The organism is Mycobacterium sp. RTGN4 (assembly GCF_033804635.1).
Lineage (GTDB): Bacteria > Actinomycetota > Actinomycetes > Mycobacteriales > Mycobacteriaceae > Mycobacterium.
In genome coordinates this window covers 553101-576347 of the sequence record NZ_JAPZLB010000002.1, presented here as the reverse complement: position 1 = coordinate 576347, position 23247 = coordinate 553101, and the positions used below count along the sequence as shown (strand labels likewise).

Sequence of the window (23247 nt, the reverse complement as noted above, 5' to 3'; positions counted from 1 at the left end):
CTCATCATCAGATGCCGCCCCACTTCGCGCCTTGGGCGGCATCGCGTGCGCTCATCGACATGGTGTTGGTCTCGTGGGTGCTGGACATCGCGCGATACGCGCGCACCAGTTCCTCGAGGCTGGTGTTCCACTGCGCCTGCCACGCCTGGTAGGACATCCCGGTGTCGCCCTGCCATGCGCCGGAAAGCGCGGCCTGCTCGCTCGCGACGTCGGCGCCGACGGTGTGCAATGCACCTGCGTAGCCGTTCATCTCGGCGGACAGCGCCAGCATGGCCGGGTAGTTGTACATGATCTGAGACATCAGTTGATTCCCTTCTGCTCGGCTGGGCGGTTCAGATTGCGGTGTAGGTGGACGAGGCGGCGGCGTCTTCGGCCACGTAGGTGGCGGCGGCGTCGCCGATGTTGGCTTGCGCAATATCGAGCAACGCGTTCACCCTGGCCGACACCTCGACGAACCGGGCGTGGGCGGCCTGGAACGCAGCGGCCGACTCGCCCATGTGGAACGCCTGCGAGGACTGTGCGGCCTGCTCGGCCTGAGCGATGGTGCTGCGCATCAGCGCGGCCTTCGCGGCGAAGGCCGCTTCGGATGCAACGAGTTGCGGGATGTGAGCGTCAAGGAGGCTCATGTGCTGTCCTTTCGAGTGACTGGAGTAATTCGGGTGTGACGGTCGTCGTTCAGCTTCGCGATCCCCCCTCTGGGTTCCAATCGCCGGGCAGCAGCGGATTGGTTGGTCCGCTGCCGAACGAATCGCCTGCCAGTTCGGTGAGCCCGGCCGCCTCGGCGTCCCCCTTGCCGGCGGTCCCGGTGAAGCCGATCGGTCCCGCGCCGCGATCTGAGGCCGCAACACGTTGCTGCGGATTTGTTTTAGTGGATTCCGGCGCTTCATCTTCATCGGGTTCGTAGTCCATGTACGCGTCGGCGTAGCCACGCTGCGTCGCCGCTGCGCCGCGCCGTCTGCGGGCCTTGCGTTTCGCCAGCGAGGACGCGGCGGCGGCCGCGGCCGCGGTGGCCGCAATGTCGGACGCGGGTGCCTTGGCTCCGGTGCCCTCCCGCAGCGTCGGGGTCGGCCCGGGGCCAGGATCGGGTCCCGCGACCGCGTATGGCACCACGGTGGCCACCCCTGGCGCCGCCGGACTGGTGGCAGGCACCGACCCGCCCGCCACCGACGTGGCTGGCGCGGCGGGCGCACTCGGAACGGTCGGTGCGACGGTCGCTACGCCCAGATTCGGCTGGACCGCCACCGGCCGGGCTGCCGGAGCCGGCGCTTGTTCTGGGACCGCAGGCGCGGGTTCCGGTGGCACGGCCAACTTGTCCAGATACTGCTGATAGAAGTAGGAGCCAATGCCCAGCCCGATCGCCAGCAGCGGTTGGATCAGCAGCTGCGGATACGTCAGCGACGCCCCGACCCACGAAAAGGCTTGGTAGGCCACAGCGAACAGGAACGGCCCGTACTGCACCAGCGTCGGTCCAGGGTTGGTCAGCAGACCCGTGATGAGGTTCTGGAAGTTGCCGATGGGATCGGCCAGGAAGTCGATGATCGGCTGGAAGAGCGAGTTGGTGTAGTCGGTGTACGCCTGGAACAGCTGCTGAACCGCCCGCAACAGCTGCGAGAGAATGTCCGAATTGTTCAGCGCCGTACCGGAATCGGCGGCCTGAAGCTGCGCGAGGGTCTGCTGCGCGGTTGCGGCCGAGGTGCCCGCCTCCCCAACCCCCGGCGCCAGCAGCAGCGGCGAAGGTGTCGTCGCAGGCGTGGCGGCCAGCGCGGCACCGGACACCGCCTGGTAGGTGCTCATCGCCGTGGCGGCCTGGATCCACATCCGCACGTAGTCGGCTTCGTTCAACGCGATGGGAATCAGGTTGATCCCGAAGAAGTTCGTGCCGAGCAGCAGTCCGTGGACGGCGTGGTTCAGCGCCAACTCGATGAGCGTCGGCATGATCGCCAACGCCGTGGTGTACGAGGCTGCCGCGGCCTCGTGCTGGACGGCGGTCGCCGCGCTGTTCGCGCTGGACTGAGCCAGCCAGGCGAGGTAAGGCTGATGCGCCGCGACGTACTGTTCGGCGCTCGGGCCCTCCCACGCTCCGGCCTGGACAGCGCCCAGCAGGCCGGTGAGTTCCGCTGCGGCGGTGGAGTACTCGACGGACAGCGACTGCCATGCCCCCGCGGCGGCCAACAGCGATCCCGGTCCAGGGCCGCTGGTCAGCATCGCCGAATGAACCTCGGGCGCCAACGCCATCCAGATGGGGGCAGTCACGGTCAGCTTCCGGCGATCACATACGAGGACGCCGCCATCGCGTCACCCGCCGCATAGCTGGCTCCGGACTCGCCGATGCCTGCGCCCGACCGGCCGAGTTCCTCGAGACCCTGGGCAGCGACGGCGGCGTGCTCGGTGCCGTGCGTGCTGAATCCGATGGCCGTTTGTAGCGACACCGGGTCAACGGCTGGCGGCAGCACCGCCGTGACCAACGGGGCCGCGGCCGCGTGCGCAGCGGCCAGTCGGGCAGTCAGGGCTTCGACCGCGGCACCTGCCCCGGTCAGTCCCTCGGGAACGACACGAAGACTCATCAGTTGAACTCCCTTCCGGTATTTCTCGGATGACCTGGCACCGCTGCCTCGTCGGCAAACGGGTTGACGAGTTGCACGTAGGTGGCGCTGTCACCGTCGTCCAGCAGCATCGCGCGGCCTGCGGGCAGTCGGCTGAAGCGGTGGCCGCGAAGCTTGCCGCCGTCCTGCGGGTTGCCCGACAGCATGATGGTGGTGGCTTGCAGTTCGTTGAGCCGCCGCAGCAGCGGCGCGGTCATCAGCGCGTGCGCGGAACCCGTCGCGCGGGCAGTGACGATCACCCGGAGTCCGAGTTCGGCTGCCTGCGAAAGCAATCCGATGATCGGGGTCCATGGCCGCTGCCCGACGTACGGCCCCGAGACCGCGGGGGCATCCGGTAACTGGTCGACGTCGTCGATGATCAGGTAGTGCGTGTGACCATCCGGACCGGACTGGTAGCTCCAGCCACTCAGCTGCTGCGGGGTGAGCCCGGCGGGCGGGCGGCGCGCCTCCAGGAGCGCAGCGAGTCCGAGCATCGCGGGGGTGACCCTGTCGATGTTCGGGGTGTATTCGTTGTCCGCGAACAACGGCTCGTCGACGAGGTGCAGCCGCCGATCGATCACCGTGAACGCCACCCGATCCGAGCTCGAGTGCTCGCGGATGGTCCGAATCAGGTGACGCAGCAGCGTGCTCTTGCCGGACTTCGCGTCACCCAACACCAACAACAGCGGGTTCTCCGCGAAGTCGACGGATACGGCGCCGAGGTCTTCCTCGCGCTGGCCGATCACTACCCGCTCCGGTGCGAAGTACAGCGGGGCGATCGCGGCCGGGGCCAAATCGGTCGGCAGTAGCCGCACCGGTGGGGCCGACACCTCTGGGTAACGGGCGTTGATCACACCGATGTCGCGCAACGCAGGCTGGGCGAAGAGGAAGTGCTCGGCAGCCATCGTGAGCCCACGCCCAGGTTGCTCGGCAGGGACGGACTCCGCGGGCCTGCGCAGCGCGCCGACGAGGCGCACGTTGCTGTCCTGAGCGTCGGACAGCTTGAGTTCGAGCCGCAGTCCCAGCCCGTCGCGCATCGCCAACGGCACCTCCAGCCAGTTCGGCGTGGTGAATACGACGTGGATGCCGTAGGACATCCCGACGTTGACGAGCTCGGTCACCTTGGCCAGCAGTGGGTTTCGCGTGTTGAAGGTGTCGGTGTTGTCGCGGCTGAACCCGTAGAGGTTGTCGATCACGAGGAACACCTCGCCGTATTCGTCCCGGTGGTCGCCGCGGGCCTGCCTGGCGCGCAGCAACTGCTCCAGTTCCCCGAACGTGCGCCTGATGCGTTCGGGCTCCAGCGGCGACGCGACGCTACCGACGTGTGCGAGGTGTGCGAGGTCCTTGAGTTGACCGCCGCCGTAGTCCAGGCAGTAGAACGTCACGTCGCGCGGCGAGTGCAGCGCGGCGGCCGAAAGGATGAACGTCTGCAAGGCGGTGGTCTTGCCCGACTTGGGCCCACCGTGGATTACAACGTTGGAGGCCGCTGACGTCGCGTCGAAGACGAGCGGATCGCGCCGCATCTGGAAGGGTCGATCGATTTCGCCGAGTGGCCAACGCCATTGGCGTTCGGACACGTCGGTGCGAGACAGCAATTCGTCCAGTGGAATCGCGTCCTCGAGCGGCGGCAGCCACAGTCGCGGCGCCTTGGGCCCGTAGTGCGCGAGTTGCTCGCCGATGGTGGCGACCAACTTGCGTGGCTGGCGCTCGTCGAGTTCGGACGGGTCGGTCACGATGACGGTGTCCGGCGCAGTCTCCACCGGACCGGCGGTGAACAAGTGCGGCTCCGGAATGGCTTGCACGACAATCGTCTTCTGGATCCGAGGCGGGTCGTAGATGCCGTCGACGTAGGTGCTGCGGAACTTCACCGGCAGCGCGCCTGGGGTCGGGACCAGGAAGCCCTCACCCTTGTGTTCGGGGCCCGCCTCGATGTGGAAGGCATCCTCGACGCCGATGATCTGGCGGCTGACGCTGGGGCTGGCCACCTTGAGCCCGATCCGGTACGACGTGTTCTTGTCGATGTCCTTGATGCGCCCCACGTCGAGCGTCTGGGAGGCGAACAGGATGTGGATGCGGAACGAACGGCCCTTGCGCGCAACGTAGTCGAAGAGTTCCGCGTACTCCGGGTGGTCGGCGATCATCAACGAGAACTCGTCGGCGACGACGAGCAACGTCGGCAGCGGTGCCAGGTCATGGCCCGCCGCGATGGCTGCCTCGTACTCGACCACCGAATTAAATGCGCTGCCTTGCACCCGGCGGCCGGCCTCCATGAGCAGTTGCTCGCGGCGGGCCACCTCGCCACGCAGGGTATCGGCAAAACGGTCGGCCAGAGACCGCTTCTCGGCCATGTTCGAGATGACCGCCACGACCTGAGGGAAGTTGCGGAAGATGTCCGCGCCTGCCTCGCCCTTGAAGTCGGCGTAGATGACGATAAGCCGGTCGGCCGAGTGAGTCGTCAACAGCGACAACAGGATCGACATCAAGGTCTGCGACTTGCCGGACCCCGTCATGCCGATCATCAGACCATGCGGCCCCATGCCGCCCTCAGCCTCGTCCTTGAGATCGAAGAGCAGTGGCTCACCGGTGGCGGTCACCCCGATCGGCACGCGCAGTTCCTCGGCCCGGCCGCGCGGGGACCACAGGCTGGCCACGTCCAACGCAGCCGCATCCGGAATGCCGAGCAACGTCGAGAAGGTGGTGATGCCGGCATTGCCGGTACGGGCGTGGCTGGGGTTGGTATCCCAGCGCGACAGCCGCCGCGCGAGGTGGCGGGCTTCGGCGACGCCAAGCCCGTCGGCCGCATCGACGTACGCCTGCCAACCGCCGGTCTGCCAACGCTCGAGCTTCCCGTCGACGATCCGCAGGATGGGCCGTTCCGGATCGGCATACTGCTCGCGATGTGGCGGCTCCGCGCTGCGGTGCACCAGCGTCACGCCCGCGAGGCCGCGGCGCGGCACGATCGCGTCCGGATCGGCGTCCTCGTCGTCGACGACGATCAAGAGGTGTTTGGCGTCGGCGCCACCAGCCTCGAACGACGGGCGGTCGTCGAGCACCGGAGCCAGCAGCTCCCGTAGTTCGGCAGCGTCGTCGGCCAGGTAGCGGGCCGGGCCTGCTCCGTCGCCCGGGGCCGGACCGTCGCCGGATACGTCGCAGTGCGGCAACCACTTCAACCACGACCAGGCTTCGCTCTCGAGCTCTGGGGTGACCAACGCGACGCCGAGTACGGCAGGGTCGTGCCACGTGACGGCCTGCGCGATCCATGCGCGCAACGCTGCGCGCACCTCGTCGGGAGTTCCGAGCACGGTGATGCGTGAGACCTTGGCGATGTCGAGTCCCGCCGGAACCGCGCGCACGGTGCGCTGGACGTCGAGCAGCCCACGCAGCGTGCTGTGCGAAACCGGCTCGAGGTCGACCTCGTCGGCCGTGTCCTTCACGCGCAGTGTCGTATTCAGTGGCGCATCGTGCAATCCGGTTCGCACCACCAGGAAGTCGGCGTCGTGCGGGTCGCGCTCCCATTGGCGCCGCGTCCCAGGAACCTCGGTAAGCAGCGTCGGGTCGGGGTGCGACCACTCGAGTGCCGCGCGCTGTTCGCCTGCGTGCGTGCGCACGTTGTCGCGGATGACGGAGAGGTAGCGCAGATAGTCGGCCCGCTCGGCGTCGATTTCCTCGGTACGCACCTTGCCGTCGGTGCCGCGGTACATCGCGGTGGCCGCCAACAGCAGCACGAACGGGAAGAACAACGTCGTCGGCGAGATCAGCCGCATACCGGTGGCCACCAACGCCACAATCATGCCCACGATCAGGATGACGATCAGGTACGGCAGCACGCGCCGCAGCAGCGACGGCGGCACCAGCCGGGGAAGCTCTGGAGGCGGTTCGATGGTGATGGTGCCCTTGCGCGTGCTCGGCACTGGAATCCGGCGGCGCGCTTCGAAGATGAGTCGGCTCACGGGTTGGTCTCCCTCACGACTGCGGGGCGGGGGTCGGCAGCCAGTGCGTCGTGGGCCAGCAACGCGTCGGCACGCGACAGCGTCGGGCCAGCCGCAAACTGACTGAGGATCGACCATGGTATCGGTAGCCCTGGTGGGGTGAGCCCCAGTGCAGCAACGGTTTTCTGGTCACCGTCATCGCCGATGCCGTAGCGCACGCCGGTGTCACTGATCCAGAAGTACGCGCCGTCGGGTCCGGCCGATTGCACGAGGTAGCCGTGTCCTGGCGCAAGGACGACGCGGTCCGCGGTGGGGCCCGCGCCCGCCCCGACCAGTTGGACGGTCCGCAGCTCGTCGGAGACGGGGAGCGTGACGCCGGAACGCAATTCGAGCGCGCTACCCGTGGCATCGGCGGCCCTGGTCCACTGGGCGCACGTCAGCGGGGCGGCGGCAGGGTCGATCAGCGTGATCGGCTCGCTCGGGTAGACGCTGGTGTCGAGGTCGCTCGCGACGGGCAGCCGGGCCACGTCGTCGGCCCCGATTCGGGGTGGCTGGTCGAGTCCAAAGGAGTTGGTGTTGCGCAGAATTGCCGCCACCACGGGGGACACCGGTTGCAGCCCGTCGCCGAGCACTGCGTAGTGGTGAAGCGTGTCGTTGGCGTCGAACGACGCGACGACCGAGCCAACGGGTGCGGGCACGGGCAGTTGGTAGCGGGGCGGTTCACCGGCACCCGCGATGACGGGTGCACTCAGCGCGGGAGCCTCGGGAATCGCATTGAACAGACCCGGCGCGATGGGACGGGCCGCAGGAGTCTGCACGCCCAACCCGAGCGCACCGGTGACGGCCCTGTCGTTCATGTCGATGGGGCTGCGGCGACCATTCCACAACAGCCAGTCGCCAGCGTTCGGTCCATTCGCGTTGGAGACGAGGATCGCGTCGCGCTCACCAAGCGCGCCCGCCCGCTCGCCACCGTCGCGCAGAGGGCCTGCGATGACCGTAACGCCGGACGCAGGCCCGAAGATCCCGTCGCACACCGTCCAGTCAGCATCGCGAGTCGTGTTCTGCACCATGCGTTCCGGAGCACCGGGAATGCCAAGGAGGTTGCCTCGCGGAATCTGGTCGAGCTCGGCGCTCTTCACCATCGTCGGGTTGTCGGGGCGGCCTGCGATGAGTCTGGCCGAGGTCAGGTTCAGCGCGGGGTGCAGTTGACCGCCCAGCCGCACATAGAGCGCGGAGGTGGTGCGGTCGGCGATGATCGCGCTGTCACCCACGACGCCTGCCGGGCGGATCAGCGAGAAGATGAAGCAGCCGGCCAGCCCGGTGATGAGTACCAGCGCGCCGACGAGCACGGCCCTGGACTGACTGCGTAGCGGGTCGACGAGCATCCGGGTGTCGTGCAACGCGACTCCAGATGCGATGCGCCGCATGATGAATCGCCAGCCGGAGACCTGATGACGGGTGACGAATCCACGCCGGTACGCGACGTGCTCGGGGTTGTCGTTGGCCGGGGTGCGCGACGTGAACGTGCGACGCTCGGATGGCTCGCTCATGCGGGCACCGAAAGGCCAAGGCCGCGCAGCAGCGGCACGGCAGACTGGCGCACGTCGTCCGCGGTGATGGTCATCAGGTCGTCGTCGGTGAAGTCGTCACTATCGGAGTGGTCGAGCCGGTATTCCCTTTCCTCCTCCGACCTTTCGACGAGGTTTCGCACGAAGCGACCGTTACCCGCGATGTCGAGGCTGCGTCGCGCCACGCCGGCTGCGTCGGGCGTCGTGGCCGAGGCAAGGTGGTCGAACAGCCGTTCCATGTCTGCCAGTGCCGCTTTCTCGAAGATGCTGTCGCGCTTCTCGGCCATCCGCATCGCGATCTCGACGAGCTCGTGTCCGGAGTACGACGGGAAGTCGATGCTGCGCGTGAAGCGGGACCGCAGGCCCTCGTTGGTGTCGAGGAAGCGGTCGAGGTCCGCGCGGTAACCGGCGACGATAACGACGAGCCGCTCGCGGTCGTTCTCCATGCGGGCCAGCAGGGTGTCGATGGCGACCAGGCCGAAGTCGTTCTTGGCGCCGGTCGAGACCAGCGCGTAGGCCTCGTCGAGAAACAGCACGCCGTCGAGCGCGCTGTCGATGATGCCGTTGGTCTTGGCCTCGGTCTCGCCGATGTGCTGGCCGATGAGATCGGCGCGGTGCACCTCGCGGACCGTCTCCTTCTTCAATAGGCCTAGGCCGCAATAGATCTTGGCGACGACACGTGCGATGGTCGTCTTGCCCGTCCCTGGCGGCCCTGCGAACACCAGGTGGTTGGTGCGTTGCGCGACGGCCAGGCCGCGGTCCTGGCGGCGGAGCGCCATGGCCACCGAGCTCTTCAGCCGGGCGACCTGGAACTTGACCTCTTCGAGCCCGATGAACTCGGCGAGTTCGGCCTCCGCCTCGATGAGCAGGTGCGCCTTGCGTTCCTTCGCGCCCGGATCGACGAAGTCGGCGTCGGTCGGTTCGGTCTCGGGGTCCCACGGGTCGGAGCGGGCCTCGATGCGCGCAGAGGTGGTCGGGACTATTCCGTACGACGAATCCGAGAGCGCCAGTTCCACCTGGTCGTGTTCGGGGTTGGCGGCGTAGAGCTCGGCCAGCACGTCGGTGGCCTCGAGGTCCTCGCCCTGCGCGCGCAACGACAATGCCTTGGTCAACGTGCCGTCGACGGTGGCGATCTGGACCGGTCCGCCTGGCTGCTCCAAATAGGACAGGGCCGGGGCGAACATGCCGAGCCGGGCCAGTGCGGTGCCGAGGGCAACCCGCGTGGCATGGGCGTACGTCTCGTCGAGCTTGGCGTCGTTGACCACGGGGGTGAGCAGGCGCACGACATCCGACCACCGTTCGGTGCGGTAACACATCGCGACGCGCACCCACCTGGCTTCGAGCCAGCTGGGCCGTCGGTCGATCAGCGCACCGACCAGCTTGTCCGCCGATGCGTAGTCGTCCGTGTCGCAAAGCGTTGCCGCATAAGCGAGTTGGAAGTCGTCTCGGGTGGCCGCGGCGAACTTCAGGTACAACCCGGAGTCGTAGGTGAACGTCAGGTCACCCTCGGAGAGGTCGAGTTGGCGCTGGAGCGCGCCTGCCGTGTCCACGGTCTGCCACACCGCTTCGATCACGCGGGCGCTGGTGTCGCCGGAGGCTGCGAGGCCCGTCCACGCGTCGCAGTGGTCGCGCGCGATGCGAGTGAGCTCGGTGAACCCGGACCTGGCCGCGGGAAGATCGGCCGGACGTCGCCGATCGTGGACGGACAGGCCCAAGGCTCGACAGCACGTCGCGAACCGACTGAGCACAGCACGGTCGACGGGACTCTTGTTGCTCCGCGCGTCGGCAGCCGCCAGCGTGTCACTACCCATATGCGTGTCTCACGGAGGCGACGAGCCCCCGCACTCTCCTTAAGTATGCCTAAGCTAACTTTCCCGCCGAAGTTAGCACTGCATAACCTAAGTGTCGAGACGCACCTGCCGTGGCTGTTGGGTGAGCCCGGTCACCTCTTGTGTGCGGTCACCAGGCTGATCGCGCCGGCCATCGGCCCAGCGTCGGGGTGATCCTCCGGAATGGGCCTGCCGAGTTCCCGCAGGCGCACGGTTAGCGGAGTTGCCTCGGCCGACCAGCCGCGCGCTCCGAACCACTCGGCACCAGGGGCGATCTGCTCGTTGTAGGTGAGCGTGAAGAAGGTGCCCTCCTCGCCCGCGGCCCGCTCTTCCTGCCGCTTGGCCTCGAACACCACCGTGGGCATGGGCCTGCCTTCTTCCACGGCGACCCAGCTACCGGGGCTGGCGAGCTCGTCGATGCCCTCGAACAATTGTTGTTGAGCAGCGGCAGGCAGGTAGATGAGCAGCCCTTCGGCAACCCACGCCGACGGCTGCGACGGGTCGAACCCGGCGTCCTTCAGGGCCTGGGGCCAATCGTCGCGCAGGTCGACGGCCACCTCGCGCCGCTCCGCTTGCGGCACATCTCCTAGTTCGGCGAGCGTTTCCCGCTTGAACTCCAACACCTGAGGCTGGTCGAGTTCGTAGACCACGGTGCCGTCCGGCCACGGCAGCCGAAACGACCGCGAGTCGAGACCGGCGGCGAGGATCACGACCTGCCGCACACCTGCGTCCACGGCCCGCGTGAAGAAGCCGTCGAAGTACTTGGTGCGCGCGCCTTGGAACGACGTGAAGTGCTCGCCGAAGTCGGAGGACCGCAGCCGGGTGTAGAGCCCGCCGTCACTCGGGACGTCGGCCACGACGTCGGCCCATTCACCGCCCGCCGCGTTGCAGAACACCTCGGCATAGGGGTCGAGCGCCAACGGCTCCGACTTCTGACCCTCGATGGCGCGCGCGGCGGCGACGAACAATGCCGTCGAGCCGACGCTTGTGGTGATATCCCAGGTGTCTCGTTCGTCTCCGTGAGGGCGCATACCTCCGGTATACCCAACGTCCCTGACAGCCAGCTCGCACTGCAGCTAGACCAGCGGCCGCCCGGTCCGGATCCGCCAGTCGAGATCCTTCAGCAGGACGTTGAACGGGAATTGCCTGACGAACCGCGGCATCAAACGCGTAGCGGTGCGCAACACGCCCATCAGCCGGTCGAAGCGGCGCTGGTGACCGGCATCCCAGGGCAGTTGCATCTCGTCCCGAAAGCGTTGCGGCAGAAAGCCTGTCGTGATCAGAAGATTGAACGCATCGAGTCGGCGCTGAATGGCAACCGGAAGTTTGACCCCACGTACGCGGCCCGCGGCGATCGGAAAGAGGTACTCGCGCACGGTGTCGTCGATGTGCACCTGGTCCAACGAGCGCTGCCAGTACTCGTCGAAGGCAGCGCGGTCGGCCGGCCACATCGAGGCGGGCACCTGGAGTGTGGTGCCCAAGGCCATGCCCTCGGCGTAGTGCCGGTCGGCGGTCTCGTCGTCCAACTCGCCGACGAACAGGCGGTAGACGTCGACGGCACCCTTGTACAGACAGGCCGCCACCCACATCTGCAGGTCCTTGTCGAAGGCGTTGTACTTCACCGGACTCTCGTCGGTCGAATACACCTGGGCGTGCGCCCCGTTCACCGCGCGGCGGAAGGCCGCCTTCTGCTCGTCCGTGCCGTTGTTGGCCACCGCGAGGTAGGTGAAGGTAGTGCGCGCCCGCTTGATCGGATGACGGTCGACCCGACCGCTCTCGACGCGACTCTCCAGCACGCCGTAGCCGACACCCGGCCTGGCCAGCTGCATGATCACGTTCGCCGGTCCGGCCAACAGTGCAATGCCCATCAGGCCCTCGTCAACCGTAGGGCCGCCGCGTCGCCTGGACCACTTGCGCGGCGTCCCCGTCGCGGTCGATGCGCTCACCGGACGTTCGACAAGGCTGTCGGTCACTGGCGACTCCTTCGGCAAATGTGATAACGCGTGTTTCCTAATATTGCCCCTGGCGGCTGATCGGTGTCAAGATCGACGGCATGGCACAGGTCCGGCCCTACGGCGGCGTCGACGCCCGCGATCGAATCGCGGAGCGCAGGCGACGGCTGCTCGACGCGGGCCTGGAGTTGCTCGGGGGCTCGGACCATCCGCCCGAACTCACCGTCCGCGCTATCTGCGCGCGCGCCGGAATTTCGGCGAGGTACTTCTACGAGAGTTTCACCGACAAGGACGAATTGGTCGACGCGGTCTTCGACTGGGTGGCCGCCGACATCGCAGCCACCACCCAAGCTGCGATCGCTGCTGCTCCCCCCGACGAGCTCAACCGGGCAGGCATCGCCAACCTGGTACGCACGATCGCAGGTGATTCACGGATCGGCCGACTGCTGTTCAACGCGCAACTCTCCAATCCCGTAGTCGCACGCAAACGTGCCGGACTCGGCGGCTTCTTCGCCATGCTCAGTGGCCAGCATGTGACGACCGCGTACCAGGTGCCCGAGGCCGAATGGGTCAAGGCGGTATCGCATTTCGTGGTCGGAGGCGTCACCCAGACCCTCAGCGCATGGGTGTCGGGAGACCTCGGACTGGACCAGGCCCAGCTCGTCGATCAACTCACGCGGACCGTCGATGACATCGGCAGGCGCCGCTAAGCACTTTGCCGATGCCGCGAACAGTATCGAAAGAGGACCTCGCCGGGCGGCTCAGCGGGGATAACATCACCAACATGGCGGGGGCTCTGTTGAACGGCATTCCACGCGTAGACCCGACGAGCAAACCGACGGTGATGCGGCGCGAGGTGGCCCGCATCCTCACAACGAAGAGCGGCTCCGCCTTTCACCGCATGTTCATGGCCCCACTCGATACCCGTTTGATGCACCTAACCGGCGGGCGCGTGCATCTCGCGAAGGGCACGATTCCGCTCGTTTTGCTGCGTACAACTGGGGCGAGGTCGGGGGTGGAGCGGGATGTGCCGCTGACCTACTTCACAGATAGCGATGACGTCATTCTGGTCGCCTCGAACTACGGGCAGGCTAATCATCCAAGCTGGTACCACAATCTGCTTAAGAACCCAGTGTGCAAGATATTCGCCGACGGTCGCAGCGGCAGCGGCGGTAGCTTCATAGCCTGTCCGACCGAGGGCGAGGACCATGATCGGTTGTTCGCTCTGGCTGAGCGTTACGCCTCCAACTACACCTCGTACGCCGCGAACACCAACGGCATTCGCACCATCCCGGTTCTGCGCCTGACGCCGGAAGCTCATTGACCCCGTTACGCCAGCGACTATTGCCTGCTGCGAGCAACGCTTTACTGAATAGTGACCATCGTCTGGACCGACCCGGACGGCCACGCCTCCGGGCTCGACTAGCGAGCAGCAACTGGCGGGCGGCGGTCGGCGTCGGTCTTCGGCACCGTCACGACGTCGCTCTCCGTAAATTCCTTTGTCCAGCAGGCAAACTCGAGCGTGATGCCGTCGGGGTCCTGGAAGTAGAACGACCGCACGTACACGCCGGGGTGCAGGGTTGCGGACACCTGAGCCGGGCTCTCGTCGTGGTTCAGCACCGGGCCCACCCGGACGCCCTTGTCTTTCAGTCGTTGCCGGTACTCGTCGAACTTCTCGGCGGGCACGTGGAAGGCCAGGTGGTTCAGCGAACCCACCGCGCTGACGATCTCTCCGATACCGGGAATGGCGGCCGGTGCCGAGATGCCCGGCACCCCGTCGGGCGCAGTGGCGAACCAGAAGAACGCCACGCAGTCTCCGTTGCCCGCGTCGAAGAAGAAGTGCTGCCCCATGCCACCCGGCAGATCCAGTGACTTCACCAACGGCATGCCGAGCACGTTCGAGTAGAAGTCGACGGTCTTCGCCATGTCCGCGCAAACCAGCGCGACGTGGTTGATACCACCTAGCTCGAACTCCGAATTGGGGTTGTCCGGCTTGATCATTGCGCTGCTCCTCGATTGCCACCGGCCAAGGTCTGGTCAAGGTCAATAACTGAATCTAACATCAGGTTCAGATGTCGTTCAAGCACCGGTTCGAGGGGAGGGCCCGCGTGTGACCGTCGCCCCGCGTGAGCAACTGCCGACCCTTCGTGGCAGGCAGACGCAGGCCGCCATCGATGCGGCCGCGCGAGCAGTGGTCGCGCGCAAGGGGATTCTCGCCACCACGATCTCGGACATCGCCGCAGAGGCCGGCCGGTCCACCGCCTCGTTCTACAACTACTACGACTCCAAGGAAGCGATGGTGCGCGAGTGGGCGGTGCGCTTCCGTGACGAGGCGCGCGACCGAGCCAGGGCAGCCACCGAGCCCGACCTGACCAACCGGGAACGGGCCCATCGGGCCGCCGCCGCGCACTGGACCACCTACCGCCATCGGCTGGCGGAGATGATCAGCGTGTCGCAGTTGGCGATGGTCAGCGACGACTTCGCGCAGTACTGGGCCGAAATCTGCGAATTGCCGATCAGTCTCGTCACCTCCATGGTGAAACAGGCTCAACACCAAGGGTTCTGCGCCGAAGACGATCCACACCTGATCGCCGTCGCGCTGGTTTCGATGCTCAACCAATTCTGCTACGCCCAGCTGAGTGGGGACGGCGCCAAGGGCGCCGACGACCGGGCGTGCATCGCGACCTTGGCCGCGATCTTCTATCGGACCATCTACTACAAGGGGGCTCCGCCGACATGACGAAGAATCCGGGGGGATCCGGCACGCCTGGCGTGACGAGAGAATTCATCGGCGTCGACTCGCCTACCGCCCGACGGGCCGGATCGGGAGGCCACCCCTGTCAGGGCATCTACTACCGCGGGGTGGGCCGCAAGCCGAAGGTGGCGATGATCGCCACGCACTACCAGATCGACTTCTCCGAGCACTATCTCGCGGACTACATGGCCACCAGGGGTATCGGCTTCCTCGGCTGGAATACCCGCTTTCGCGGCTACGAGAGCAGCTTCCTGCTCGACCATGCGCTCGTCGACATCGGGGTGGGCGTCCAGTGGCTACGCGATGTCCAGGGCGTAGAAACCGTAGTGCTGCTGGGCAATTCAGGCGGTGGCTCGTTGATGGCCGCCTACCAGGCGCAGGCCGTCGATCCGCACGTCACTCCACTGGATGGCATGCGGCCCGCCGCCGGGCTGACCGACCTGATCCCCGCCGACGGGTACGTCGCCAGCGCCGCGCACCCGGGCCGCCCCGACGTGCTCACGGCGTGGATGGACGGCTCCGTCATCGACGAGCACGACGCGGTGGCGGGTGATTCCACCCTGGACCTGTTCGACGCCCACAACGGTCCGCCTTTCGACGCGGGATTCATCGAGCGCTACCGAGCGGCCCAGCTAGCGCGCAACAACGCCATCACCGACTGGGTCGAAATTGAGCTCAAACGTGTTCGCGCAGCGGGGTTCTCCGATCGCCCTTTCACCGTGTTGCGCACGTGGGCAGACCCACGCATGGTCGATCCGACGCTGGAGCCGACCAAGCGTCCTGCCAATACCTGCTACGCCGGGGTCCCCGTCAACGCCAACCGGTCCGCGCATGGCATCGCTGCGGCGTCCACCCTGCGCAGTTGGCTGGGCATGTGGAGCATGCGTCACGCACAGACCCGTGCCGAGCCGCACCTGGCACGCATCGGCTGCCCCGCCCTCGTCATCAACGCCGAACAGGACACCGGGGTGTACCCGTCTGACGCGCAGCGCATCTACGACGCCCTCGCCAGCACCGACAAGTCCACTCGCGCGATCGACTCCGATCACTACTTCACCACGCCCGGGGCCCGCAGCGAGCAGGCCGATATCATCGCCAGGTGGATCGCCAAGCGGTGGCGCTAGTGGTCCGCGTGTGACGTTGGTTGACGGTTTGCTATCAACCAGTCCGCTGATTCCGGACTCTCATACCGCACCCGCTGCGAGCTTGCCGTCCACGCCGCGGTGGCTCGAGGTTCGCCCTTAACCGTGGTTCGGAGCCGACACTTGAGTAGTGCACTACTTACGTCGTGGGAGCAGGTAATCCATACGCTGCGGGGGCCCGAACTCACGGCAGCTGCCACTCCTTTGTCCGCGCCATGCTCGTTAGCTGCGCTACGAGTTTCTAGTTGCCAGTACAAGTACTTTTCCTGTTCAGGATAGTTTTTTGTCTAAACTGAGCAAAAGCTGGTCATTTGCTGTCGCGTGTGCTACCAACTTGTGTAGGGGATGGAGTCGCCAGCCTCCGAGGGGAAACAGGGGAGAGAAACATGATGAGTACAGCAATGAAGCTTGGGGGTCGTCGCACCCAGAGCAGGGTGGGTGTCTTTCTGTTGGGGGCAGCAGCGACGGGTGCATTAGTCAGCGCAACGGCATTCGGCGCGGGCGCGGCCAATGCGGGGGTTGGTGCGTGCGCGTCGTACAACGGCAACACCGTCTCCACTGGGAGCGGCGGGAACAGTTGCGCCTCGTCGGGGGCGAACTCCTTCGCGTACGCGATAGGCACCGACAACTCCGCAATCGCCAACGGCCCCAACTCCACCGCCGGCGCAATTGGCATCGGCAATAGCGCACTTGCCAACGGCAGCAACGTGTTCGCCAGCGCCGTCGGCACCAACAACGTCGCAGTCGCCAGCGGCACCTGGGAGCGTGCCACCGCGACCGGGAACACGCCCACGGGGGCACCGAAGAACACGGCGCAGGCCGTCGGCAACGGCTCGGCGGCAGCACCCAACACCGCCACCGCCAGTGGCGTCAGCAACACCGTGCAGACGGTGGGACCGGGTGTCGGGAACGAAGCCACCGCGGTCGGCGACCACAACAACGTCGCGGCGGGATCTTCCACCGCGACGCCCGCCAACCACAACAAGGTCAGGGTTTACGGCAACACCAACATCGCGGGGGCGGGCAACGGTGACGGCAACAGCGTCAACGTAACCGGCAGTGGCAACACCGCATTCGCCGGATCGAATCTGGGCGGCACCGGGAACAACGACAACCGCGTCAACGTATTCGGTAACGGGAACAAGGTGTTCGCAGGAGCACCTAACCTCACGACGACGACGAGCGGTGCCAGTCGCAACAGAGCCACTGCGGTCGGCAACGGCAGTACCGTGGCCGCTCATTCTGGCAACGACAACAGTGCCAGTGCGATCGGGAACAACGATAACGTGACGGCTGGACCCGGCAACAACCACACAAAATCAGTGGTCGGCAACAACCAGTCAGCCTCCTCGCCGTAGATGGGCTGAGGCAACTAGCACCGCGAATATGGAGCGTCCCTCATTCCCCGGCACGGGGAGTGGGGACGCTTCCATGTAATAGTGGGTTCGACCTTTGCGGGTTGTATCTCCATTCGATCGACAGAACGAAGATCCACCGTGGCGATGAGAGTGCTCGCCCATTTCACGCCGGGCGACAAGGTGCTGGAGTTCCTTGCCCCCCAAGCAAGTTGGCTGGACATTCGCTACTGCGCGGAGGATGACGAGCAGACCTTCTACCGGGAGCTCCCCGACGCGGACGTGATCTGGCACGTGCTCCGCCCACTGTCGGGCGCCGACCTCGAACGCGCCGGCCGTTGCAGGCTGGTGCACAAACTCGGAGCCGGCGTGAACACCATCGACGTGGACGCGGCGACCCGACTCGGCATCGGAGTGGCCAACATGCCAGGCGCCAACGCACCGTCGGTCGCCGAGGGTGCGGTACTGCTGATGCTCGCCGCGTTACGCCGACTGCCCGCGCTGGACCGAGCCACGCGCGCCGGAAACGGCTGGCCGTCGGACCCGACACTCGGCGAGACGGTGCGCGACATCGGCGGGTGCACGGTCGGCTTGGTGGGCTACGGCAACGTCGCCAAGCGGGTCGAGGCGATCGTCGTGTCCATGGGGGCCACGGTCATCCACACCAGCACGCGCGACGACGGCCGGCCCGGCTGGCGGTCGCTGCCCGACCTGCTGGCCGCCAGCGACGTCGTGTCGCTGCACCTTCCGTTGAACGACGCGACGGCGGGCCTGCTGGATGCCGCCGCACTGGGCCGCATGAGTTCGGACGCGGTGCTCGTCAACACCTCGAGGGGCCCGATCATCGACGAGCCAGCCCTCGTCGACGCGTTGCGGTCGGGCCGGCTCGCCGCGGCCGGCCTCGACGTCTTCGCCGTCGAACCGGTACCGGCCGACAACCCGCTACTGGCCCTCGAGAATGTCGTCGTCACACCGCACGTCACGTGGTACACCGCGGACACGATGCGGCGCTATCTGGTCGAGGCCGTCGCCAACTGCGCTCGGCTGCGCGACGGTACGCAGCTGGTGAACCTGGTGAACGAGGTGCCCGTCGGTCGGCGATAGCCGCCCAGGTACCCTCGTTCCCAACCCACCGGTTGATTCAAGGAGCAGAAGCCATGCCCATTGCGATCCTTTCCGAGCACAACGACTTGGCCGATTCGGTCCGGGACCTGGTCAAGCGGGTCGTGCCGTCGGAGGTCCTGCACGAGGCGCTGGAAACCCCGATCGCCAATCCACCGACGTACTGGAAGGCCGCCGCCGAGCAGGGCCTGCAAGGCGTGCACCTGTCCGAGTCCGTCGGCGGACAGGGCTTCGGCTTCCTCGAATTGGCCATCGTGCTCGCCGAATTCGGCTACGGCGCCGTGCCTGGCCCGTTCGTGCCCTCGGCCATCGCCAGCGCACTGATCTCTGCCAACGACCCCGACGACAAGCGCCTCGAGGCGTTGGCCTCCGGCGACGCCATCGCCGCGTACGCCATCGACTCCGGACTGACGGCCACGCGCCAGGGGGACGGGCTCGTCGTCCGCGGCGAGGTCAGGGCCGTGCCCGCGGCGGCGCAAGCCTCGATCCTGGTGCTACCAGTCGCGATCGACAGCGGCGAGGAATGGGTGGTGCTCGACGCCGACCAGGTCGAGCTCGAACCCGTCAAGAGCGTCGACCCACTCCGTCCGCTCGCGCATGTCCGGGCCAATGCGATCGAGGTCGGCGACGATCGCGTGCTGTCGAACCTGAGCCGCACGCTCGCCCGCGCCGTCATGTCCACGCTGCTGTCGGCCGAGTGCATCGGCGTCGCCCGCTGGGCCACCGACACCGCGGCGGAGTACGCGAAGATCCGCGAGCAGTTCGGCCGTCCGATCGGCCAGTTCCAGGCCATCAAGCACAAGTGCGCGGGCATGATCGCCGAGACCGAACGCGCCACCGCGGCGGTCTGGGACGCGGCCCGTGCGATCGACGAGGCCTTCGGCGGGACCGCCGCAGACAGCGCCTACGAGTTCGCGGCCGCGGTCGCCGCCACGCTGGCCCCGGTCGCCGCTCAGCACACCACTCAGGACTGCATCCAGGTGCACGGCGGTATCGGCTTCACCTGGGAGCACGACACCAACGTGTACTACCGGCGCGCCATCGTGCTGGCCGCGTGCTTCGGGCGGGCCGCCGACTACCCGCAGCAGGTCGTCGACGTCGCCACCACCACAGGGATGCGGTCCATCGACATCGACCTCGATCCCGACACCGAGAAGCTTCGAGACGAGATCCGCGCGGAAGTTGCAGCGCTGAAGGCGATTCCGCGCGAAGAGCGCAACACCGCGATTGCCGAGGGCGGCTGGGTGACACCACATCTGCCCAAGCCGTGGGGCCGGGGCGCCACCCCGATCGAGCAGATCATCATCGCCCAGGAGTTCGCCAGCGGGCGGGTTCAGCGGCCCAACATGGGCATCGCCGCCTGGATCATCCCGTCGATCGTCGCGTACGGCACCAATGATCAGCAGCAGCGCTTCCTGCCGCCGACGTTCCGCGGCGAGCTGATCTGGTGCCAGCTGTTCTCCGAGCCAGGCGCCGGTTCGGATCTGGCCAGCCTGACCACCAAGGCCACCAAGGTCGACGGCGGCTGGCGCATCACCGGCCAGAAGATCTGGACCACCGGCGCGCAGTACTCACAGTGGGGCGCGCTGCTGGCGCGGACCAACCCGAGCGCTCCCAAGCACAACGGCATCACCTACTTCCTGCTGGACATGGCCAGCGAGGGCGTCGAGGTGAAGCCGCTTCGCGAGTTGACCGGCAACGCGATGTTCAACACGGTCTTCATCGACGACGTGTTCGTGCCCGACGAGTACGTGCTCGGCGAGGTGGATCGCGGGTGGGAGGTCAGCCGCAACACCCTGACCAACGAGCGCGTCTCCATCGGTAGCGGCGAACCACCGTTCCTGGCCAGCCTCGACCAGTTCGTCGGGTTCCTTCGCGAGGGCCAGTTCGACCAGATCGAACAGCACGAGGCCGGCCGACTGATCGCCGAGGGCCACGCCGCGAAGGTGCTCAACCTGCGCTCGACCCTGCTGACCCTGGCCGGTGGCGACCCGATGCCCGCGGCTGCGATCTCGAAGCTGCTGTCGATGAAGACCGGACAGGGGTACGCGGAGTTCGGGGTGTCGTCGTTCGGAACCGACGCCGCGATCGGTGATCCCGAGCAACCTTCGGGCAAGTGGGCGGACTATCTGCTCGCCGGTCGCGCCACCACGATCTACGGTGGCACCACGGAAGTGCAGCTAAACATCATTGCCGAACGGTTGCTAGGTTTGCCTCGCGATCCGTAAGCTGCTGTGAGATGGTTCCTACGTGGGGGCACGCGCGGTAACCGATCTTGATGCGTCACTAGCGATCTCGCGATTGCTCGATGACGCGTCGCTGAGTCCGGCCGCCTTGATGCTCGACGGCGAGCCAGGGATCGGCAAGACCACACGGTGGTTGGCGGCCGTCGATTCGGCTCAGGAACGCGGATTCCGCGTGCTCGGGACCCGCCCCTCCGCCTCGGAGTCGGTGATGGGTTACACGGCGTTGGCCGATCTGCTCGGTTCGGTCGCGCCGTCGACATGGGCCACGCTACCCACGCCGCAACGGCGCGCCGTGGACCGAATCACGTTGCGCACCAGCGACGAGGATGGCCAGCCTCCGACCGATCGGCGTGCCGTCGCAGCGGGGTTCCTGGCTGTGCTTGACCACCTCGCGCGCGAGGGCCCCGTGCTGCTGGCGATCGACGACCTGCAGTGGCTCGACTCGTCGAGCGTGCACGTGCTCGGGTTCGTCGCGCGCCGACTCCGCGGTCCCGTCGGACTGCTCGGCACGGTACGTACCATGTCAGCCGAGAGTTCGGCCGTGTGGTTTCAGACGCCACAACCCGCTCGACTGAACCGAATCACCCTGCGCCCATTGACTATCGGAGCTCTGCACGCCGTGCTATCGCAACGGTTGGGGCGCTCCTATCCACGGCCGACGATGCTACGCATCCATGAGACCTCTGGCGGAAATCCCTTCTACGCCATCGAATTGGCCAGGTCGATCGATTACCGAGGGAGCGGCACCAAAGAAGTCCTGCCAAGGTCGTTGATCGAACTGGTGAACCACCGGATCGACAGTCTCGAGCAGCGCGCTCAGGGAGCGCTACTGGCCAGCTCCTGTCTTGCCGCTCCGACGATCGAAATCGTCGCCCAGGCAACGGAAACCGGGCACACCGAGCTCGTTGCGCTACTCGAAACAGCCGAGCAACAGGGCATCGTCAGCCGGGACGGGAATCGCATCCACTTCACCCACCCCATCCTCGCCAAGGGGGTCTACCAACGCGCCTCGCCGACCGCCAGGCAGGCCATGCACCGCAGGCTCGCCGGGCTCATCGACGAACCCGAGTCCCAAGCCAGGCAGCTCGCGCTGGCAGCGACGACGGGCGACCCGGCCACCCTGAGCGCACTGGACGCCGCAGCGGAGATCGCAAGAAGCAGGGGCGCCCCAGAGGCTTCCGCGGAACTGGTCAACCTCGCCATGGCGCTCGGCGGCGATACGCCGGAACGCAGACTGAGTTTGGCACGCTCTTACTTCAATTCAGGAGACTCCGAGCGGGCGCGCACGATGCTCGACGAGACGATCGCAGCGTTGGACCCCGGTGCGCTCCGTTCGAGGGCGTTCTATCTGCTCGGCGTCGTACGAATGTTCGACGACAGCTTCCCCGAGGCTGCCGACCTGTTGGAACGCGCGCTCGCGGAGCTCGACGAGCAACCGGTGTCGCGAGCCGAGCTGCTGATCATCCTGTCGTTCGCACAGGTCAACTCGGACCGCGCGGCCGAGGCGCTCGCCTGTGTCGACGAGGCCGTCACGCTGTCGGAGGAACTGCAGCAGCCACACCTGCTCGGCCAAGCGCTCGGGATGCGGACCACGCTGCGCTTCATGCAAGGCGAGGGCCTCGACCGCGTGAGCCTGGACCGGGCAGTCGAGGTAGAAGATCTCCGCGTCAGCACTCCGATCGCGCTTCGGCCCAGCGCCCAGAGCGCGCTGCTCGCGGCCTGGAGCGGCGAGCTCGACCGCGCCCGTGGCGAACTCGCGACGGTCAGGCGGCGTTGCATCGAGCACGGCGAAGACAGCGAGTTGATCTTCGTCAGCTTTCACAACGCGATGTTGAACGTCTGGCGCGGCGAATTCCGCGAGTTGGCCCGCGAGGCCGAGGACACCATGGAACGTGCGCTGCAGCTCAACGGCGACGTGTCCCGCTACGTCGCGTTGATCACCAGGGCGCTGTCGGCCGCCTTCGGGGGTGACATCGATGCGGGTCGCCAGGACAGCGCCGACGCGCTTGCCGCGGCGGTCCGATCCGGAGCAATGAATCTAGCCCAATGGCCTTTGATGACTACGGGTTTCATCGAGGTTACGACGGGTAACTATGACGCGGCGTTGTCCGCGCTCGAGCCACTGCTCACACGGCTCGCCTCGGAACCGAGGACCACCGAGATCATCTCCGCGTGGTTTCTGCCCGACGCGATCGAGGCGATGACCCAAGTCGGACGACTCGACGACGCCGAGCGCTGGGCAGAACTCCTGGTAGCCAACGGAGCACGCCTCGACCGGGCTTGGATGCTGGCGGTGGGGGGCCGCTGCCGCGGCCTGGTGCTGGCCTCCCGTGGAGATCTGGAAGGTGCGCTTGAGGCCACGGAAGGCGCACTGACGCAACATGATCGGGTGCCCATGCCGTTCGAGCGGGCGCGCACCCGGCTGCTGCACGGCCGGCTACAGCGCAGACTGCGCAGGCAGGACCTCGCCGCGACCACCTTGCGGGAGACGGTGGACGAGTTCGATCGCCTCGGCACGCCGCTGTGGGCGGATCACGCCCGTGATCAGCTGGCCCGCGCCAACATCGGGCCACGGGAAACGGCGGCACTGACGCCGTCGGAGTTGCGCGTCGCCGAACTCGCGGCCACCGGGATGACCAACCGGGACATGGCCACCACGCTGTTCATCAGCCCGAAGACGGTGGAGGCCACCCTGTCTCGGGTCTACCGCAAGCTCAACATCCACTCGCGGGCCGAGCTCGGCAGGCGGATGAGTGAACTCTGACGG

18 protein-coding genes are annotated in these 23247 nt (G+C 66.8%); 8 read left to right on the top strand and 10 right to left on the bottom strand.

What is annotated here, in order from left to right; translation table 11 throughout:
* Positions 1–7: 7 nt before the first annotated feature.
* The 9 genes from SLQ30_RS06665 to SLQ30_RS06625 all read right to left on the bottom strand — a co-directional run bounded on the left by SLQ30_RS06665 (position 8) and on the right by SLQ30_RS06625 (position 11881).
* A complete protein-coding gene (locus SLQ30_RS06665; RefSeq protein ID WP_319447357.1) occupies positions 8–301 on the bottom strand; it encodes a WXG100 family type VII secretion target in 294 nt (97 codons plus the stop codon).
* A gap of 31 nt (positions 302–332) precedes the next feature.
* On the bottom strand, positions 333–626 hold the full coding sequence (esxG, locus tag SLQ30_RS06660) for a type VII secretion system protein EsxG (RefSeq protein WP_319447358.1): 294 nt from the start codon (positions 624–626) through the stop codon (positions 333–335).
* Positions 627–675: 49 nt separating this feature from the next.
* The gene (locus SLQ30_RS06655; RefSeq protein WP_319447359.1) at positions 676–2253 is read right to left on the bottom strand and encodes a PPE family protein; all 1578 of its coding nucleotides are present in this window, start codon (positions 2251–2253) and stop codon (positions 676–678) included.
* 2 nt (positions 2254–2255) lie between these two features.
* Positions 2256–2564 carry a PE family protein gene (locus tag SLQ30_RS06650; RefSeq protein WP_319447360.1) on the bottom strand — a complete coding sequence of 103 codons (309 nt, stop codon included), beginning with the start codon at positions 2562–2564 and terminating at the stop codon, positions 2256–2258.
* A complete protein-coding gene (gene eccCa / locus SLQ30_RS06645; protein WP_319447361.1) occupies positions 2564–6532 on the bottom strand; it encodes a type VII secretion protein EccCa in 3969 nt (1322 codons plus the stop codon). The genes SLQ30_RS06650 and eccCa overlap by 1 nt, the downstream gene beginning before the upstream one ends.
* Positions 6529–8061 (bottom strand): type VII secretion protein EccB, encoded by a 1533-nt coding sequence (gene eccB, locus SLQ30_RS06640; RefSeq protein ID WP_319447362.1) that lies wholly within the window; start codon positions 8059–8061, stop codon positions 6529–6531. Before eccB ends, eccCa begins: the two co-directional genes overlap by 4 nt.
* Positions 8058–9890, bottom strand: a complete 1833-nt coding sequence (gene eccA, locus SLQ30_RS06635; RefSeq protein ID WP_319447363.1) for a type VII secretion AAA-ATPase EccA — start codon at positions 9888–9890, stop codon at positions 8058–8060. Before eccA ends, eccB begins: the two co-directional genes overlap by 4 nt.
* Positions 9891–10021: 131 nt before the next feature.
* Complete coding sequence (locus SLQ30_RS06630; RefSeq protein WP_319447364.1) at positions 10022–10939, bottom strand: class I SAM-dependent methyltransferase; 918 nt, start codon at positions 10937–10939, stop codon at positions 10022–10024.
* Positions 10940–10984: 45 nt separating this feature from the next.
* On the bottom strand, positions 10985–11881 hold the full coding sequence (locus tag SLQ30_RS06625) for an oxygenase MpaB family protein (protein ID WP_413467939.1): 897 nt from the start codon (positions 11879–11881) through the stop codon (positions 10985–10987).
* 80 nt (positions 11882–11961) lie between these two features.
* Here SLQ30_RS06625 and SLQ30_RS06620 point away from each other — a divergent pair, with 80 nt between their 5' ends.
* Entirely contained in the window at positions 11962–12570 is a 609-nt protein-coding gene (locus SLQ30_RS06620) for a TetR/AcrR family transcriptional regulator (protein ID WP_319447365.1), read from the top strand.
* A gap of 11 nt (positions 12571–12581) precedes the next feature.
* The gene (locus tag SLQ30_RS06615; RefSeq protein ID WP_319447366.1) at positions 12582–13184 is read left to right on the top strand and encodes a nitroreductase/quinone reductase family protein; all 603 of its coding nucleotides are present in this window, start codon (positions 12582–12584) and stop codon (positions 13182–13184) included.
* 98 nt (positions 13185–13282) lie between these two features.
* Here SLQ30_RS06615 and SLQ30_RS06610 read toward each other — a convergent pair whose 3' ends face one another.
* A complete protein-coding gene (locus SLQ30_RS06610; protein ID WP_319447367.1) occupies positions 13283–13861 on the bottom strand; it encodes a VOC family protein in 579 nt (192 codons plus the stop codon).
* A gap of 109 nt (positions 13862–13970) precedes the next feature.
* On the opposite strand from SLQ30_RS06610, the gene SLQ30_RS06605 reads away from it, so the two are divergent.
* The 6 genes from SLQ30_RS06605 (at position 13971) to SLQ30_RS06580 (ending at position 23244) form a co-directional block, all read left to right on the top strand.
* Positions 13971–14600, top strand: coding sequence for a TetR/AcrR family transcriptional regulator (locus SLQ30_RS06605; protein ID WP_319447368.1), 630 nt, complete (start codon positions 13971–13973; stop codon positions 14598–14600).
* Positions 14597–15739 (top strand): alpha/beta hydrolase, encoded by a 1143-nt coding sequence (locus SLQ30_RS06600; RefSeq protein WP_319447369.1) that lies wholly within the window; start codon positions 14597–14599, stop codon positions 15737–15739. The genes SLQ30_RS06605 and SLQ30_RS06600 overlap by 4 nt, the downstream gene beginning before the upstream one ends.
* A 404-nt stretch (positions 15740–16143) precedes the next feature.
* Positions 16144–17115 (top strand): hypothetical protein, encoded by a 972-nt coding sequence (locus SLQ30_RS06595; protein WP_319447370.1) that lies wholly within the window; start codon positions 16144–16146, stop codon positions 17113–17115.
* A 144-nt stretch (positions 17116–17259) separates the two neighbouring features.
* A complete protein-coding gene (locus SLQ30_RS06590) occupies positions 17260–18216 on the top strand; it encodes a 2-hydroxyacid dehydrogenase (RefSeq protein ID WP_319447664.1) in 957 nt (318 codons plus the stop codon).
* Positions 18217–18269: 53 nt separating this feature from the next.
* Entirely contained in the window at positions 18270–20462 is a 2193-nt protein-coding gene (locus tag SLQ30_RS06585) for an acyl-CoA dehydrogenase (RefSeq protein ID WP_319447371.1), read from the top strand.
* A 22-nt stretch (positions 20463–20484) separates the two neighbouring features.
* Positions 20485–23244, top strand: a complete 2760-nt coding sequence (locus tag SLQ30_RS06580; RefSeq protein ID WP_319447372.1) for a helix-turn-helix transcriptional regulator — start codon at positions 20485–20487, stop codon at positions 23242–23244.
* Positions 23245–23247 lie beyond the last annotated feature (3 nt).